This window comes from Pseudomonas sp., from assembly GCF_030684895.1.
GTDB lineage: Bacteria > Pseudomonadota > Gammaproteobacteria > Pseudomonadales > Pseudomonadaceae > Aquipseudomonas.
This window is the reverse complement of the sequence record NZ_JAUXXP010000084.1, coordinates 25,032-41,453: the sequence shown is the minus strand read 5'-3', so window position 1 is coordinate 41,453 and position 16,422 is coordinate 25,032. Positions and strand designations below refer to the sequence as shown.

Annotated in this window: 13 protein-coding genes and 1 riboswitch; of the genes, 2 read left to right on the top strand and 11 right to left on the bottom strand. The window is 61.7% G+C overall.

The genetic code is table 11. The features are described from left to right. Window positions 1-44 precede the first annotated feature (44 nt). Both cobN and cobW read right to left on the bottom strand, forming a co-directional pair. Window positions 45-3,779 (bottom strand): cobaltochelatase subunit CobN, encoded by a 3,735-nt coding sequence (gene cobN / locus Q8M42_RS18165; RefSeq protein ID WP_304869738.1) that lies wholly within the window; start codon window positions 3,777-3,779, stop codon window positions 45-47. A gap of 6 nt (window positions 3,780-3,785) precedes the next feature. After that, complete coding sequence (gene cobW / locus Q8M42_RS18160) at window positions 3,786-4,841, bottom strand: cobalamin biosynthesis protein CobW (protein ID WP_304869737.1); 1,056 nt, start codon at window positions 4,839-4,841, stop codon at window positions 3,786-3,788. A gap of 99 nt (window positions 4,842-4,940) precedes the next feature. Continuing rightward, a riboswitch (cobalamin riboswitch) is annotated at window positions 4,941-5,126 on the bottom strand. A 235-nt stretch (window positions 5,127-5,361) separates the two neighbouring features. Between cobW and Q8M42_RS18155 the strand changes: the two genes are divergently transcribed. Together Q8M42_RS18155 and cobM are read left to right on the top strand one after the other, a co-directional pair. After that, window positions 5,362-5,805 (top strand): cobalamin biosynthesis protein, encoded by a 444-nt coding sequence (locus Q8M42_RS18155; protein WP_304869735.1) that lies wholly within the window; start codon window positions 5,362-5,364, stop codon window positions 5,803-5,805. Then, complete coding sequence (gene cobM, locus Q8M42_RS18150; protein ID WP_304869733.1) at window positions 5,802-6,557, top strand: precorrin-4 C(11)-methyltransferase; 756 nt, start codon at window positions 5,802-5,804, stop codon at window positions 6,555-6,557. Before Q8M42_RS18155 ends, cobM begins: the two co-directional genes overlap by 4 nt. A 21-nt stretch (window positions 6,558-6,578) precedes the next feature. Here cobM and Q8M42_RS18145 read toward each other — a convergent pair whose 3' ends face one another. From Q8M42_RS18145 to atpA, 9 genes are all read right to left on the bottom strand, one after another. After that, window positions 6,579-7,340 (bottom strand): YoaK family protein, encoded by a 762-nt coding sequence (locus Q8M42_RS18145; RefSeq protein WP_370692749.1) that lies wholly within the window; start codon window positions 7,338-7,340, stop codon window positions 6,579-6,581. 24 nt (window positions 7,341-7,364) lie between these two features. Continuing rightward, the gene (locus Q8M42_RS18140) at window positions 7,365-7,595 is read right to left on the bottom strand and encodes a hypothetical protein (protein WP_304869731.1); all 231 of its coding nucleotides are present in this window, start codon (window positions 7,593-7,595) and stop codon (window positions 7,365-7,367) included. Between the two features lie 14 nt (window positions 7,596-7,609). Continuing rightward, window positions 7,610-9,472 carry a glutamine--fructose-6-phosphate transaminase (isomerizing) gene (glmS, locus tag Q8M42_RS18135; protein WP_304869729.1) on the bottom strand — a complete coding sequence of 621 codons (1,863 nt, stop codon included), beginning with the start codon at window positions 9,470-9,472 and terminating at the stop codon, window positions 7,610-7,612. A 13-nt stretch (window positions 9,473-9,485) separates the two neighbouring features. Next, complete coding sequence (locus Q8M42_RS18130; protein ID WP_304869727.1) at window positions 9,486-10,256, bottom strand: DeoR/GlpR family DNA-binding transcription regulator; 771 nt, start codon at window positions 10,254-10,256, stop codon at window positions 9,486-9,488. 273 nt (window positions 10,257-10,529) lie between these two features. After that, a complete protein-coding gene (glmU, locus tag Q8M42_RS18125; RefSeq protein ID WP_304869725.1) occupies window positions 10,530-11,888 on the bottom strand; it encodes a bifunctional UDP-N-acetylglucosamine diphosphorylase/glucosamine-1-phosphate N-acetyltransferase GlmU in 1,359 nt (452 codons plus the stop codon). Between the two features lie 142 nt (window positions 11,889-12,030). Next, window positions 12,031-12,456 carry a F0F1 ATP synthase subunit epsilon gene (locus Q8M42_RS18120; RefSeq protein WP_090254171.1) on the bottom strand — a complete coding sequence of 142 codons (426 nt, stop codon included), beginning with the start codon at window positions 12,454-12,456 and terminating at the stop codon, window positions 12,031-12,033. Between the two features lie 83 nt (window positions 12,457-12,539). Continuing rightward, entirely contained in the window at window positions 12,540-13,916 is a 1,377-nt protein-coding gene (gene atpD / locus Q8M42_RS18115) for a F0F1 ATP synthase subunit beta (protein WP_304869722.1), read from the bottom strand. Between the two features lie 47 nt (window positions 13,917-13,963). Beyond that, window positions 13,964-14,824 carry a F0F1 ATP synthase subunit gamma gene (gene atpG, locus Q8M42_RS18110; RefSeq protein ID WP_304869720.1) on the bottom strand — a complete coding sequence of 287 codons (861 nt, stop codon included), beginning with the start codon at window positions 14,822-14,824 and terminating at the stop codon, window positions 13,964-13,966. 50 nt (window positions 14,825-14,874) lie between these two features. Then, the gene (atpA, locus tag Q8M42_RS18105) at window positions 14,875-16,419 is read right to left on the bottom strand and encodes a F0F1 ATP synthase subunit alpha (RefSeq protein WP_305285122.1); all 1,545 of its coding nucleotides are present in this window, start codon (window positions 16,417-16,419) and stop codon (window positions 14,875-14,877) included. Between the last annotated feature and the right edge of the window lie 3 nt (window positions 16,420-16,422).

Genomic DNA, 16,422 nt, shown 5'->3' with positions numbered 1-16,422 from the left:
TCCCATAAATGGGCGAGGGGAGAATAAACAGCGCGGCACCTGCATCAGCTTTCCTCGCTATCAATCAGCAGGTTTTCCAGCGCCTCGCGGTACTCGCCGGGGTGCTGCCAGAGGCCGCGCTGCTGGGCTTCGAGCAGGCGTTCGAGGATATCCTGCAAGGCGCCGGGGTTGTGCTGCTGGATAAAGTCGCGGGTGCTTTTATCGAGCAGATAGGCATCGGTGAGTAACGCGTACTGGTGGTCATCGACCAGTTCACTGGTGGCGTCGAAGGCAAACAGGTAGTCGATGGTCGCCGCCAGCTCGAACGCGCCCTTGTAGCCGTGGCGCTTCATGCCGTCGATCCACTTGGGATTGGCCGCGCGGGCGCGCACCACGCGATTGAGTTCTTCCTTCAGGGTGCGGATGCGCGGCGTGTCCGGCTGGCTGTTGTCGCCGTGATAGCTGGCCACCTTGGCGCCGCGCAGGGTTTCCACCGCCGCCAGCATGCCGCCCTGGAACTGGTAGTAGTCGTTGGAGTCGAGGATGTCGTGCTCGCGGTTGTCCTGGTTGTGCAGCACCGCCTGCATCTGTTCCAGGCGCTCGGCGAACTGCGCGCGCGCCGGGGTGCCTTCGCTGTGGCTGCCGTAGGCGTAGCCGCTCCAGTTCAGGTAAACCTCGGCCAGATCTTCGCGGGTTTGCCACAGGCGCTCTTCGATGGCGTTCTGCACGCCCGCGCCATAGGCCCCGGGTTTGCTGCCGAATACCCGCCAGCCGGCCTGCTTGCGCGCCTCGTTCTCGTCCAGGCCGCTGTCCTGCAGGGTCAGCGATTCGCGCCAGACCCGCGCCGACAGCGGATTCATCTCTTCCGGTTCATCGAGATCCACCACCGCCTGCACCGCATCATCGAACAGGCGGATCAGGTTGCTAAAGGCATCGCGGAAGAAGCCGGACACGCGCAGGGTCACGTCCACGCGCGGGCGGCCGAGTTGCGCCAGCGGCAGCACCTCGAAACGCTCGACGCGCTGACTGCCGGCCTGCCACACCGGGCGCACGCCCATCAATGCAAGGGCCTGGGCCATATCGTCGCCGCCGGTGCGCATGGTCGCGGTACCCCACATTGACAGGCCGAGCTGACGCAGGTGGTCGCCATGGTCCTGCAGATGCCGTTCGAGCAGCCGATCCGCCGCCTGCACGCCGATACGCCAGGCGGTCGGTGTGGGCAGGTTGCGCACATCGACGCTGTAGAAATTGCGCCCGGTGGGCAGTACATCCAGCCGTCCGCGACTGGGCGCGCCGCTCGGCCCGGCCGGGACAAAACGCCCGCTCAACGCCGCGAGCAGGCCGTGCATTTCGGCCGGGCCGCAGGCGTCCAGCAAGGGGGCGATCTGCTCACGCAGACGTTGCAGCACCTGGCTACTGTCCGCACCCACGGATGCAAAATCCGTCGCGCTAATCAGCTGCAAGGCCAACAGTTCAAGGCGCTCGCGGGTATCGCCGTTGCTGCGCCAACTGTCATCGCTGAGGCGCTGCAACAGCGCCGGACGCGCGCCCTGCCAAGGCGCGGCCATGTTGCAGTCAAGCGGATCGAAATCCAGCTCCAGATCACGGGCCAGGGCGCGCAGCAGGCTGGCGTTGCCGCCCTGGCCGTCGCCACGGGGAATGCGCAGCAGCGCCAGCAAGGTGTCGCGGCGCAGGGTGCCGGCCGGTGATTCGCCAAACACATGCAGGCCGTCGCGGATTTGCGATTCCTTTAAATCACACAGGTAGGCATCCAGCTGCGGCAGCCAACTGTTGGGGTCGGCATTCAGTTGCAGACCCAGCTCGCGGTCGAGGCTGGCCTCGCGCACCTTGAGCAGAATCTCGCCGCGCAGCTCGGCGGCGCGGCGCAGGTCGAGCTGGCTGGCTTCGTAATATTCGTCGGCCAGGCGCTCCAGATCACGCAGCGGGCCGTAGCTTTCCGCGCGGGTCAGCGGCGGCATCAGGTGGTCGATGATCACCGCCTGGCTACGCCGCTTGGCCTGCGCGCCCTCGCCCGGATCGTTGACGATAAAGGGGTAGATATTCGGCAGCGGGCCGAGAATCGCGCTCGGCCAGCACTGCGCGGACAGCCCGACGCTCTTGCCCGGCAGCCATTCCAGATTGCCGTGCTTGCCTACATGAATGACGGCGTTCGCCGCAAATGCCCTACGAATCCAGCAGTAAAACGCCAGGTAACCATGCGGCGGCACCAGATCCGGGTCGTGATACACCGCTGCCGCGTCCAGCTGATATCCGCGCGCCGGCTGGATGCCGACAAAGGTCAAACCAAATCGCAAGCCGGCGATCATCAGCCGGCCGCTGCGGAACATCGGGTCGCTTTGCGGCTCGCCCCAGCGTTCGCGTACTGCTTGCTGGTTGGCCGCCGGCAGGCTGTGGAAGAACGCCAGGTACTCATCCAGCGCCAGACTCTGGGCGCAGGGCCGCGCGTCGAGGCTGTCCAGATCATTGGTCACGCCGCCAAGCAGCTGGTGGATCAGCGCGGTGCCGCTGTCGGGCAGCTCTGCGACTGGATAGCCCTGCTGTTGCAGCGCCTTGAGGATATTCAGCGCCGCCGCCGGGGTATCCAGGCCGACGCCATTGCCGATACGCCCATCACGGGTCGGGTAGTTGGCGAGGATCAGGGCGATGCGCTTGTCGGCATTGCTTTTGTGCGCCAGAGTCATCCAGTTGCGCGCCAGCTCGGCGACGAAATCCATCCCCGGCAGGTGCGGCTGGTAACAGACCACATCGCTCTGGCTACGCTCGCTACGCCAGGCCAGGCCCTTGAAGCTGATCGGCTGGGTTATCAGCCGGCCGTCCAGCTCGGGCAGCACGATATGCATGGCCAGGTCACGCGAACCCAAGCCTTGAGCATTGGCTTGCCACTGTGCATGGTTATCCAGCGAGCAGATGGCTTGCAGCACCGGGATATCGCGGCGAAAGGGTCGTGCGCTCGGCGCTTCCGGGTTGGACAGGGCAAAGGCCGTGGTGTTGATAATCAGGCGGGCATCGGCTTGGTCCAGCCAGTCCTCGACCTGAGCCAGGCAGGCCGCCTCCTTGAGGCTGGCCACGGCAATCGGCAGCGGATTAAGGCCCTGGGCCTGCAGGCGTTGGCAGAACACATCGATAAACCCGGTATTCGCCGCCTGCACCTGGGTGCGGTAGAACAACAGCGCCGCCACCGGCGCATCGGCCTGCCAGCTGGCTTGCCAATCGGCCAGGGTCGGATTGCTGCACTGCGGGTGATACAGGCCCACGCGCGGCAGGGACTGCGGTTCTACCCAGGCATAGTCGCGCTGCAGCCAGGTGCTGGCGACGCAGTTGAACAGCTGCAACGCATTGCCCGCACCGCCCTGGCGGAGAAACTGCCAAAGCCGCTCGGCGTCAGCCAGCGGCACGTTGCTCAGGGCCATCAGCTCCGGATCCGGGTTATCGCAACCCGGCACCATGATCACCCGCGCGCCGCGCTCGGCCAGTTCGACCAAACGCTCGATGCCGTAGCGCCAATAGCTGACGCCGCCATGCACGGAAATCAAAATGACCTTGGCGTGCTGCAGCACCTGCTCGACGTAGAGATCCACCGAGGCGTGATTGCTCAGCTGCGCCGGGCTGGCCAGGCGCAGGCTGGGGTAATCCGCCGGCAACTGCCGCGCCACTTCGGCCAGCAACGACAGGTGCGAATCGCCGGTGCACAGGATCACCAGCTCGGCCGGGGTCTGGCCGAGGTCGGCAATGCTGTCGACCGGCAGCTGGCTGCCGGGCTGGGTGCGCAGCAGGTGCATGCGGGCTTAGCCTGCCAGCGCGGCGTTAAGCTCGGCTTCGATAGCGGCCTGGTCCAACGTCTGGCCAATCACTACCAGGCGGGTGATGCGCGGCTCATCGGCCTGCCAGGCGCGGTCGAAGTGTTTGTCGAAACGCTGGCCAACGCCTTGCAGGAGCAGGCGCATCGGCTTGCCGGGAATGGCGGCGAAACCCTTGATACGCAGAATGCCGTGTTTGCTGACCGCATCCTTCAACGCTTGCAGCAGACGGGCTTCTTCAGCCTCGGGCAGCTCGACGTGGAACGAGGCGAATTCGTCGTGATCGTGGTCTTCATGGCCCTCCAGATCATGGTGGGTCTTGCGGCCCTCGATATGCAGCTCGGTCTCGCAGTTCAGGCCCAGCAGCACGTCCAGCGGCAGCTCGCCGCCATGGGCTTCGATGATTTTCACCGCCGGCGGCAGCTCTTCCGCCACTTCCGCACGCACCGCAGCCAGAGCTGCAGTGTCGAGCAGGTCGGCCTTGTTGAGGATCACCAGATCGGCGCTGGCCAGCTGGTCGGCGAACAATTCGTGCAGCGGCGATTCGTGGTCCAGATTTGGGTCGAGCTTGCGCTGCGCATCGACCTGCTCGGGGAAAGCGGCGAAGGTGCCGGCGGCCACGGCCGGGCTGTCGACCACGGTGATGACCGCGTCCACCGTGCAGGCGTTGCGGATTTCCGGCCAGTTAAAGGCTTGTACCAGCGGCTTGGGTAACGCCAGACCGGAGGTTTCAATGAGGATATGGTCCAACTCGCCGCGCCGTGCCACCAGCTCGCGCATCACTGGGAAAAACTCTTCCTGCACGGTGCAGCACAGGCAGCCGTTGGCCAGTTCGAAGATACGGCCGTTGGCTTCTTCTTCGCTGCAACCGATGGAGCACTGCTTGAGAATTTCGCCGTCGATGCCCAGCTCGCCGAACTCGTTGACGATCACCGCGATGCGCCGCCCGTCGGCGTGGCCAAGCATGTGCCGCAGCAAGGTGGTTTTGCCGGCGCCGAGAAAGCCGGTAACGATGGTGACGGGAAGTTTGGCGAGGGTTTGCATGGCGAGTCCTGCATGGCGTCGGAAGAAAGACGAGCAGGAGGCGGCACAGACATGACAGCCACGGGGCGTCAGCCAACACCACCGGATCACCCCGCCCGGTTGTCGAAAGCGTGACGAGGCAGGTCTCCTGGCTCACGGTCTGCGCGTTGCGCCACCCTTCACCTTCCCGCCTTATGGCAGTGGTGTATCGAAGGACTTTGGACCGTTCACAGTTGCGGGGGCAGCCAGGGCATCAACCCTGTTCCCTCTTAGCTTCGGCTAAGAACCTATCCACAATCTGCTGCGCGTCGGCCCTGCTGCGTTGGAAAGAGGCTCGGAATGCTCATTTACACCAGTAAACTCCGCTTCCTCGCCTCTTTCCGCCTTGCATGGCTCTAGCTCGCTAGATTGTGAACAGGCTCTTCCCACGAAGAACCTCGAACGCGACAAGGCTACGCAGGCCACAGCAGCCGGTCAATCGCGGTTGACCACTGCCTGCCGCCATGGTGAGCTACGCCGCCGCACACACCGAGCGCCGCAGATGATCCCCAGTAACGCACCTCGCCACCCCGCTGCCGCCGTTCAGGTGGTCGCCGGGCTGGGCTGCCGCAGTGGTTGCGGTGTGGAGGACTTGCTCAGCCTGCTGCTGCATAGCTTGCAGGCGCACGGCCTGACTGTGGATAACCTGGCCGGACTGGCCAGCATCGCGCATAAACAGAGCGAGCCGGGCCTGCTGGCTCTAGCTCAGCACCTCGGTTTGCAGTTGAGCTGTTTTAGTTCCGAAGAACTGCTGCCCTATCAGCACCGCGTGCAAGGCTCGCCGCTTACCCTGGCCGCCACCGGCAGCCCGGCCGTCGCGGAACCCTGCGCCCTGGCCCTGGCCACGCTTATGAGCGGCAATACTGCCCGCCTGCTCGGCGAAAAAACCCGTAACGCTAGCGCCACCTGTGCGTTGGCGTCGATTGCACCCAAGGATGTGTCATGACCGTTTACTTTATCGGCGCCGGCCCTGGCGACCCCGAGCTGATCACCGTCAAAGGCCAGCGCCTGCTGCGCAGCTGCCCGGTGATTCTCTATGCCGGATCGCTGGTGCCGGCAGCGGTGCTCGAAGGTCACCGCGCCGAGCAGGTGATCAACACCGCCGAACTGCATCTGGATGAAATTATCGAGCTGATTGCCCAGGCGCACAGCAAAGGTCAGGACGTGGCCCGCGTGCATTCCGGCGACCCGTCGCTGTATGGCGCGATTGGCGAGCAGATCCGTCATCTGCGCCGGCTAGGCATTGCCTTTGAGATCATCCCCGGGGTGACTGCCACCGCCGCCTGCGCCGCCCTGCTGGAAAGCGAGCTGACCCTGCCCGAGGTGTCACAGACGCTGATTCTCACGCGCTACGCGAGCAAGTCAGGTATGCCCGCCGGCGAGCAGTTGCACGACCTGGCCCGCCACGGTGCGACCATGGCCATCCATCTGGGCGTGGTGCACCTGAGCAAGATCGTCACTGAGCTGCTGCCGCATTACGGCGCGGATTGCCCGATTGCCGTCGTGCATCGCGCCAGCTGGCCGGATCAGGATTGGGTCAGCGGCACCCTGGCCACCATCGAAAAACAGGTGCGCGCCAAAGGCTTTCGCCGCACCGCGCTGATCCTCGTCGGCCGCGTGCTGCACGCCGAACAGTTCGCCGACTCGGCGCTGTACAACGCCGAGCATCGGCATCTGTTCAGGTCGGCAGAGGACTGAGCCGCAGGCAGTCGGCCAAGCTTATCGGCGCAATACGCGCCGCGTGAGCAGCAACAGATCATCCAGCGCCGGTACGCTGGCCAGCAACACCAGCAGCAGGGCCAGCGGCACGGTGGCGATGTACCCCAGGTGGTTGAAACCCAGTGCGCCGATCACTCCACCGAGGAAGAAGTACAGCGCCAACAGGCTGAGCACCCGCAAGCGCTGGCGGTCGGCCATCACCCGAGCGATATCAGGACCGCGCGTGCGGTTCCAATAGAACAGCTTGCCCAGCTCGATGCCGATGTCAGTAATGATCCCGGTGATATGGGTGGTGCGGATTTCCGCCCTGGAGAGCTTGGTAATCAGCGCGTTCTGCAAGCCCATGATGAAGCACAGCAGCATCACCGTCAGCGGCACGAACAGACCGGTAATCTGCGCCAGCGACGCGCCAAGAAAGCCAAAGCACAGCAGCAGCGCGGCTTCGAGCAGCAACGGCAAAGCATATTCGCTGTGCAGCTGGCGGCGCCGCGAGTAATTGATCATCACCGTCGAGCAGGCTGCACCCAGGAGAAACGACAGCACGCCGCCGAGACCACTCCACACCAGGCCATAGGCACCCAGAGCAATATTGTCCGCCATGGCCGAGACAATGCCGGTCATATGCGAGGTGTACTGCTGCACGGCAAGAAAGCCGCCGGCATTGATCGCCCCGGCAACAAAGGCCAGGGCAAAACCCAGATGGCGGTTGGCAGCCGCACTGCGCGTACGGCCGGTCAGATTTCTCGCATAGCGAATAGGCATAAGTGCCTCGGGTGAACGGCCGGGCTAGAGATGAATCTCCGCGCCCTTGATGCCCAGTAACCGCAGCTCTTCGATCAGGCCATTAAGGTCGGCGAAGGACTCCACCTGCTCCTGGGCATCGACCAGAAAGAAGCTGGTGCCCGCACCTTTCTTCAACAGCACGATCCATTCCCGGGTATTGGCCGGGTTGGCGATGATATGCGTATCAAAGAGCACGCCCTGGGCCTGTTTGCTCTTTATCTCTTCACGCCGCATCAGCTGGCTCCTGCTTACTCAACCGTTACGCTCTTGGCCAGGTTACGCGGCTGGTCGACGTCGGTGCCCTTGAGCACAGCCACGTAGTAGGACAGCAACTGCAACGGAATGGTGTAAAGGATCGGCGCCAGGGCGTCGTGGATATGCGGCATGTTCACCACGTGGGTGCCCTCGCCATTGCGCATGCCGGCCTGCTCGTCAGCGAAGACGATAAGCTCGCCGCCACGGGCGCGCACTTCCTGCAGGTTGGATTTGAGTTTTTCCAGCAACTCGTTGTTTGGTGCCACGGTGACCACCGGCATATCGCTGTCGACCAACGCCAACGGGCCATGCTTGAGCTCGCCAGCCGGGTAGGCTTCGGCGTGAATATAGGAGATTTCCTTGAGCTTGAGCGCACCTTCCATTGCCACCGGGTACTGCGCGCCACGGCCAAGGAACAGACTGTGGTGCTTCTCGGCGAACAGTTCGGAGACCTTCTCGACCACGCTGTCCATGGCCAGGGCTTCACCCAGGCGGGTCGGCAGGCGGCGCAGTTCATCCACCAGCTCGGCTTCCAGGCCTTTATCCAGGGTGCCACGCACCTGGCCGAGGGACAGGGTCAGCAGCATCAGCGCGACCAGTTGGGTGGTGAAGGCCTTGGTTGAAGCCACGCCGATTTCCGGGCCGGCCTGGGTCAGCAGGGTCAGGTCGGATTCGCGCACCAGCGAGCTGATACCGACGTTGCAGATCGCCAGGCTGGCCAGGTAGCCGCCCTGGCCAGGCGCATGCTCTTTAGCGTTACGCAGGGCAGCCAGGGTGTCGGCGGTTTCGCCAGACTGGGAAATGCTGACAAACAGGGTGTCCGGCTGCACCACCACCTTGCGGTAACGAAATTCGCTGGCCACTTCGATTTGGCAGGGAATCCCGGCCAGACCTTCCAGCCAGTAACGGGCGACCATGCCGGCGTGGTAACTGGTGCCGCAGGCGACGATCTGCACGTTGCGCACCTTGGCGAACAGCTCGGCGGCCTGCGGGCCGAATGCCTGCACCAATACATGGTCGGAACCCAGACGGCCTTCCAGGGTGCGTTGCACGACCTTGGGCTGTTCAAAGATTTCCTTGAGCATAAAGTGGCGGTACTCGCCCTTGTCGGCGGCTTCCGCGCCTTCGTGGTATTGCACGCTCTCGCGCACCACCGGCTCACCGGAGACGTCCCAAATCTGTACGCTGTCGCGCTGAATTTCGGCGATATCGCCTTCTTCCAGGTACATAAAGCGGTCGGTGACCTGACGCAGCGCCAGTTGGTCGGAAGCGAGGAAGTTTTCGCCCAGGCCCAGACCGATCACCAGCGGGCTGCCGCTGCGCGCAGCGATAAGACGGTCAGGCTGCTTGGCACTGATCACCGCCAGGCCGTAAGCGCCGTGCAGGTCCTTGACCGCTTCTTTCAGCGCTGCAGTCAGATCCGGCTGGGTTTTCAGCTTGTGGTCGAGCAAGTGCACGATCACTTCGGTGTCGGTGTCGGAGCTGAACACGTAACCCAGGCCCTTGAGCTGGTCGCGCAGTGCTTCGTGGTTTTCGATAATGCCGTTGTGCACCACTGCCAGCGACTGGCTGGGCTCTTTACCAGAAAAATGCGGGTGGGCATTACGCTCGCTCGGCACACCGTGGGTGGCCCAGCGGGTGTGCGCGATACCCAGACGGCCGGCCAGCGGTTCGACGCTCAAGGCACTTTCCAGCTCGCTAACCTTGCCGACGCGGCGGCGACGGTCGAGACCGTTATGATCAGTCAGCAGCGCCACACCGGCGCTGTCGTAACCTCGGTATTCCAGGCGCTTGAGGCCTTCAACCAGCACGGCGGTGATATTGCGTTCGGCGACTGCGCCTACGATTCCACACATGGTCATCTTCTCCTTAAGAAGCGTCGAGCGGCGCGAGAATTAGCTGGATGCCGCGCTCGGTCAATTGTTCACGGGCCTCAGGGCTGAGGCGTTCGTCGGTTATCAGGGTATGGATGCCGCTCCAGGGCAGCTCCAGGTTGGGAATCTTGCGGCCGATCTTGTCGCTCTCGACCATCACCACCACTTCGCGGGCTACATCCGCCATCACCCGGCTAAGCCCGAGCAATTCATTGAAGGTGGTGGTGCCACGGTTCAGGTCAATGCCATCGGCGCCAATAAACAGCTGGTCGAAATCGTAAGAGCGCAGCACCTGCTCGGCGACCTGGCCCTGGAAGGATTCCGAATGAGGGTCCCAGGTGCCACCCGTCATCAGCAGCACCGGCTCATGCTCCAGCTCACTGATGGCGCGGGCCACGTTCATCGAGTTGGTCATCACCACCAGGCCGGGCTTGTGGCCGAGTTGCGGGATCATCGCGGCGGTGGTGGTGCCGCTGTCGATGATGATCCGTGCATGTTCGCGAATGCGCGCCACACCGGCGCGGGCGATGGCCTGCTTGTACTGCGAGATCGGCTGAACGTCGCTGATCAGCTCCTGCGGCATGGGCACCGCACCACCATAGCGGCGCAGCAGCAGGCCGCTTTTTTCCAGGGCGGCGAGGTCTTTGCGAATGGTCACTTCGGAGGTGGCGAACGCTTTCGACAACTCATCCACACTCACCTCGCCTTGCTCGGCGAGCAGGGCAAGAATGGTGTGGCGACGTTGCGGAGTGTTGCGTTTCGACATGCTTAAGTTTCGATACGAAAGATAATGGCGCGAATCAAAACCTAATGAAGCTTTTCCGTCAAGTCTGAAACGACAAATGATCGTAGGATGGGTTGAGCGTAGCGATACCCATGCTGCCCAATGATGGGTTACGCCGCTGCGCGGCTAACCCATCCGTCACAGCTGCTACTACCCCCCGTAGCCCGGATAAGCCTTGGCGCAATCCGGGATCGCGCCGCCCCGGATTACGCTGCGCTTATCCGGGCTACATCAGGCATCCCATCTACGTCATCGTCACTTCTTGGTTGGACGCTTCCAGCCTTCGATATTGCGCTGCTTGGCGCGGCCGACCGCCAGGGTGTTATCCGGCACGTCGCTGGTGATTACCGAACCTGCGCCGGTAGTGGCACGGTCGCCCAACGTGACCGGAGCGACCAGGGCGCTGTTGGAGCCAATAAACACGTCCTCACCCAGCACCGTCTTGAACTTGTTGGCGCCATCGTAATTACAAGTGATGGTGCCAGCGCCGATATTGCTGCGCGCGCCGATTTCAGCGTCGCCCAGGTAAGACAGGTGACCGGCCTTGGCGCCCTCGCCCAGCTTGGCGTTTTTAAGTTCGACGAAGTTACCCACATGGGCCTTGGCGCCCAGCACGGAACCCGGACGCAGGCGAGCAAACGGACCGCAGTCAGCACCCTCACCCACTTCGGCACCTTCCAGATGGCTGTTGGCTTTGACGATGGCGCCTTTACGCAATGTGCTGTTCTTGATCACGCAGTTCGGGCCGATCTGCACGCCCTCTTCGATCACCACCCGGCCTTCGAGGATTACGTTGATATCGATGGTCACATCGCGGCCTACCGTAACTTCACCGCGCAAATCGAAACGCGCCGGGTCGATCAGGGTCACGCCCTGCAGCATCAAGCGGCGCGCAGCGCGGAACTGGTAGTGACGCTCCAGCTGCGAAAGCTGGATACGGTCGTTGGCCCCCAGCACTTCCATCTCGTCAGCCGCCTGCTCGGTGGCGACTACCAGGCCGTCGGCCACGGCCATGGCGATCACGTCCGTCAGGTAGTACTCGCCCTGGGCGTTGCTGTTGGACAAACGACCGAGCCAGTCACCCAGTTTTTTCCCCGGTACGGCGAGGATGCCAGTGTTGCCTTCACTGATCAGGCGCTGCTCGGTGCTGGCGTCCTTGTGCTCAACGATGGCCTTCACCACGCCCTGCTCATCGCGCACGATACGGCCGTAGCCGGTTGGGTCGTTCAGGTTAACGGTCAGCAGGCCAAGCTGTTGCTCGCTGACCTGTTGCAGCAGACGCTTAAGGGTTTCCACTTCAATCAGCGGCACATCGCCATAGAGAATCAGCACGCGCTCGGCGCTCAATGCCGGCAGCGCCTGAGCCACGGCATGGCCGGTACCGAGCTGCTCGCTCTGCAGCACGAAATTCAGGTCATCCGCCGCCAGTCGCTCGCGCACCCGTTCCGCGCCATGGCCGATCACCACATGAATGCCTTGCGGGTTGAGCTGACGGGCGGTGTCGATCGCATGACCAAGCATGGCTTTGCCGGCAACCGGGTGCAGCACCTTGGGCAAGGCCGAACGCATGCGGGTGCCTTGGCCGGCGGCGAGGATAACGATATCGAGCGACATGGGGGGCAGATCCTATTAAGTAGCCCGGATGCAATCCGGGGGTGATCGTCCCGGATTGCATCCGGGCTACCTGCTAAATGACAGGCAAAGAAAAAGGGTAGCCAAGGCTACCCTTTTACTCGTTTGCGATGAAGCGTCGGAATTAACCGCCGAACTTCTTGCGCAACTGCTGAACGGTACGCAGCTGAGCCGCGACCTCGGCCAGGTGAGCGGCTGCGGAACCGTAATCGAACTCCGCGCCCTTCTCATTCAAGGCATTCTCGGCAGCCCGGAGGGCTTCCTGAGCAGCAGCTTCATCGATATCGGCAGCACGCTGCACGGTATCGGCGAGAACTTTCACCACACTCGGCTGAACTTCGAGGAAGCCACCGGAGATGTAAAACACCTCGGTTTCGCCACCCAGCTTGACCAGACGAATCGGACCCGGTTTGAGGTCGGTGATCAGCGGCGCGTGGCCTGGAGCGATACCGATATCACCCAGGTTGCCGTGCGCAATCACCATCTCGACCAGACCGGAGAAGATCTCGCCTTCTGCGCTGACGATGTCGCAATGGACTGTCATAGCCATGTCTAACCTCACGTATCGATCTATTTACCCACTACTAGGCGGATAAACAGACCGTAAGCGCCCGTTGCCGGGCGCACGGGTGATTACAGTTTCTTCGCTTTCTCAACAGCTTCTTCGATGCTGCCAACCATGTAGAACGCCTGCTCTGGCAGGTGATCGTAATCACCTTTCAGAATGCCGCTGAAACCGGCGATGGTGTCCTTCAGGGAAACGTACTTGCCTGGCGAACCGGTGAAGACTTCGGCCACGAAGAACGGCTGGGACAGGAAGCGCTGGATCTTACGAGCACGGGATACCAGCTGCTTGTCTGCTTCGGACAGTTCGTCCATACCCAGAATCGCGATGATGTCCTTCAGCTCTTTGTAGCGCTGCAGTACGTACTGCACGCCGCGAGCGGTGTCGTAGTGCTCCTGGCCGATAACCATCGGGTCCAGCTGGCGCGACGTCGAGTCGAGTGGATCGACCGCTGGGTAGATACCCAGGGAAGCGATGTCACGGGACAGTACAACGGTGGCGTCCAAGTGGGCGAAGGTGGTCGCCGGGCTTGGGTCGGTCAGGTCGTCCGCAGGTACGTATACGGCCTGGATCGAGGTGATCGAACCGGTCTTGGTCGAAGTAATACGCTCTTGCAGAACGCCCATTTCTTCGGCCAGGGTCGGCTGATAACCCACTGCCGACGGCATACGGCCGAGCAGTGCGGATACTTCAGTACCGGCCAGGGTGTAACGGTAGATGTTGTCCACGAAGAACAGCACATCACGGCCTTCGTCACGGAACTTCTCGGCCATGGTCAGGCCGGTCAGTGCTACGCGCAGACGGTTGCCTGGTGGCTCGTTCATCTGACCGTAAACCAGGGCTACCTTGTCGAGAACGTTGGAGTCCTTCATCTCGTGGTAGAAGTCGTTACCCTCACGAGTACGCTCACCCACACCGGCGAACACGGAATAACCGCTGTGCTCGATGGCGATGTTACGGATCAGTTCCATCATGTTTACGGTTTTGCCGACACCGGCACCACCGAACAGACCGACTTTACCGCCCTTGGCGAACGGGCAAACCAGGTCGATAACCTTGATGCCGGTTTCCAGCAGCTCGTTGGAGCCAGCTTGTTCAGCGTAGGAAGGCGCAGGACGGTGAATGCCCCAACGCTCTTCTTCGCCAATCGGGCCAGCTTCGTCGATTGGGTTGCCCAGCACGTCCATGATACGGCCCAGGGTTTTCACCCCAACCGGTACCTGGATACCTGCGCCAGTGCTGCCAACGCTCAGGCCACGCTTGAGGCCTTCGGTCGAACCCATTGCAATGGTACGTACCACGCCGTCGCCCAGCTGCTGCTGAACTTCCAGGGTGGTTTCGGCGCCGACTACTTTCAGCGCTTCATAAACACTCGGCACTTGATCACGCGGGAATTCCACGTCGATAACGGCGCCGATGATTTGAACGATACGTCCGCTACTCATCTTTGGTTCCTCTGACTTTTTTCAACCGTCTAACAGTTGAACCGTGCTTAAACCGCGGCAGCGCCGCCGACGATTTCCGAAATTTCCTGGGTGATCGCTGCCTGACGTGCCTTGTTGTAGATCAACTGCAGGTCTTTGATGATATCGCCAGCGTTGTCGGTGGCGTTCTTCATCGCGATCATCCGGGCCGCTTGTTCAGCCGCGTTGTTCTCAACCACTGCCTGGTACACCTGCGACTCCACATAACGCACCATCAAGCCGTCGAGCAGCTCTTTGGCGTCGGGTTCGTACAGGTAATCCCAGTGGTGCTTGAGTTCTTTATCCGGATCGGCCACCAACGGAATCAACTGCTCCACTGTCGGCTTTTGCGTCATGGTATTGATGAACTTGTTCGAGACCACGGACAAACGATCGATGCGACCATCGAGGTAGGCATCGAGCATTACCTTGACGCTACCGATCAGATCATTGATCGACGGTTCTTCGCCCAGGTGGCTGATCGCAGCAACGATGTTGCCACCAAAGTTGCGGAAGAATGCCGCGCCTTTGCTGCCAACCACGCAGAGATCAATCTCCACGCCTTGCTCGCGATTGCTCGCCATGTCTTTGACCAGAGCCTTGAACAGGTTGGTGTTCAGACCACCACACAGACCACGGTCCGAGCTCACCACAACATAACCAATGCGCTTAACTTCGCGCTCGATCATGAACGGATGACGGTATTCCGGGTTGGCGTTGGCCAGATGACCAATAACCTGGCGGATACGTTCCGCGTAGGGACGGCTAGCAACCATGCGCTGTTGTGCTCTGCGCATTTTGCTGACCGCCACCTTTTCCATGGCGCTGGTGATCTTCTGCGTGCTTTTGATGCTCGCAATCTTGCTGCGAATCTCTTTTGCGCCTGCCATTTGACACCTATCGGGTTAGCAAGCGGGAACCTCGCGGCCCCCGCTGCGGCTTACCAGGTTTGGGTGGCCTTGAACTTCTCGATACCGGCTTTCAGCTGGCCATCGATGTCGTCATTGAAGTCACCCTTCTCGTTGATCTTCGCCAGCAGTGCGGCGTGATCCCGGTTGAAGTAAGCAATCAGGGCCTGCTCGAATGCACCAACTTTGGCGACTTCGATATCGACCAGGAAACCACGCTCGGCGGCATACAGCGACAGCGACATGTCAGCGATCGACATTGGCGCATATTGCTTCTGCTTCATCAGCTCGGTAACGCGCTGACCGTGCTCAAGCTGCTTACGGGTGGCTTCGTCCAGGTCAGAAGCAAACTGGGCGAATGCCGCCAGTTCACGGTACTGAGCCAGAGCGGTACGGATACCACCGGAGAGCTTCTTGATGATCTTGGTCTGCGCAGCACCACCCACGCGGGATACCGAAATACCGGCGTTGACCGCAGGACGGATGCCCGAGTTGAACATGGCCGATTCCAGGAAGATCTGACCGTCGGTGATCGAGATCACGTTGGTCGGAACGAACGCGGAAACGTCGCCCGCCTGGGTTTCGATGATCGGCAGAGCGGTCAGGGAACCGGTCTTGCCAGTCACAGCGCCATTGGTGAACTTCTCAACGTACTCTTCGGAAACGCGGGAAGCGCGCTCCAGCAGACGGCTGTGGAGATAGAACACGTCGCCTGGGTAAGCTTCACGGCCTGGCGGACGGCGCAGCAGCAGGGAAATCTGGCGGTAAGCCACTGCTTGCTTGGACAGATCGTCATAAACGATCAGCGCGTCTTCACCGCGGTCGCGGAAGTATTCGCCCATGGTGCAACCGGCGTACGGTGCAATGAACTGCAGCGCAGCGGATTCGGAAGCGGAAGCCGCGACCACGATGGTGTTAGCCAACGCGCCGTTTTCTTCCAGCTTGCGAACCACGTTAGCGATGGTCGATTGCTTCTGACCGATGGCTACGTAGACGCACTTAATGCCGCTGTTCTTCTGGTTGATGATGGCGTCGATGGCCAGAGCGGTTTTACCGATCTGACGGTCACCGATGATCAGCTCACGCTGGCCACGGCCAACCGGGATCATGGCATCGACCGACTTGTAACCGGTTTGCACCGGCTGGTCGACCGACTTACGCCAGATCACGCCCGGCGCAACCTTCTCAACAGCGTCGGTAGCGACGTTGTTCAGCGGGCCTTTGCCGTCAATTGGGTTGCCCAGTGCGTCGACAACGCGACCCAGCAATTCCGGACCAACCGGAACTTCCAGGATGCGGCCAGTGCACTTGGCGCTCATGCCTTCGGCCAGGGAGGTATAAGCCCCCAGAACCACTGCACCCACGGAGTCTTGCTCCAGGTTCAGTGCCATACCGTAGACACCGCCCGGGAACTCGATCATTTCGCCGTACATCACATCGGCGAGACCGTGAATACGCACGATACCGTCAGATACGCTGACGACAGTGCCTTCGTTACGGGCTTGAGAGGCGACATCGAGATTCTCGATACGCCCCTTGATGATTTCACTTATTTCGGAAGGATTGAGTTGCTGCATAGC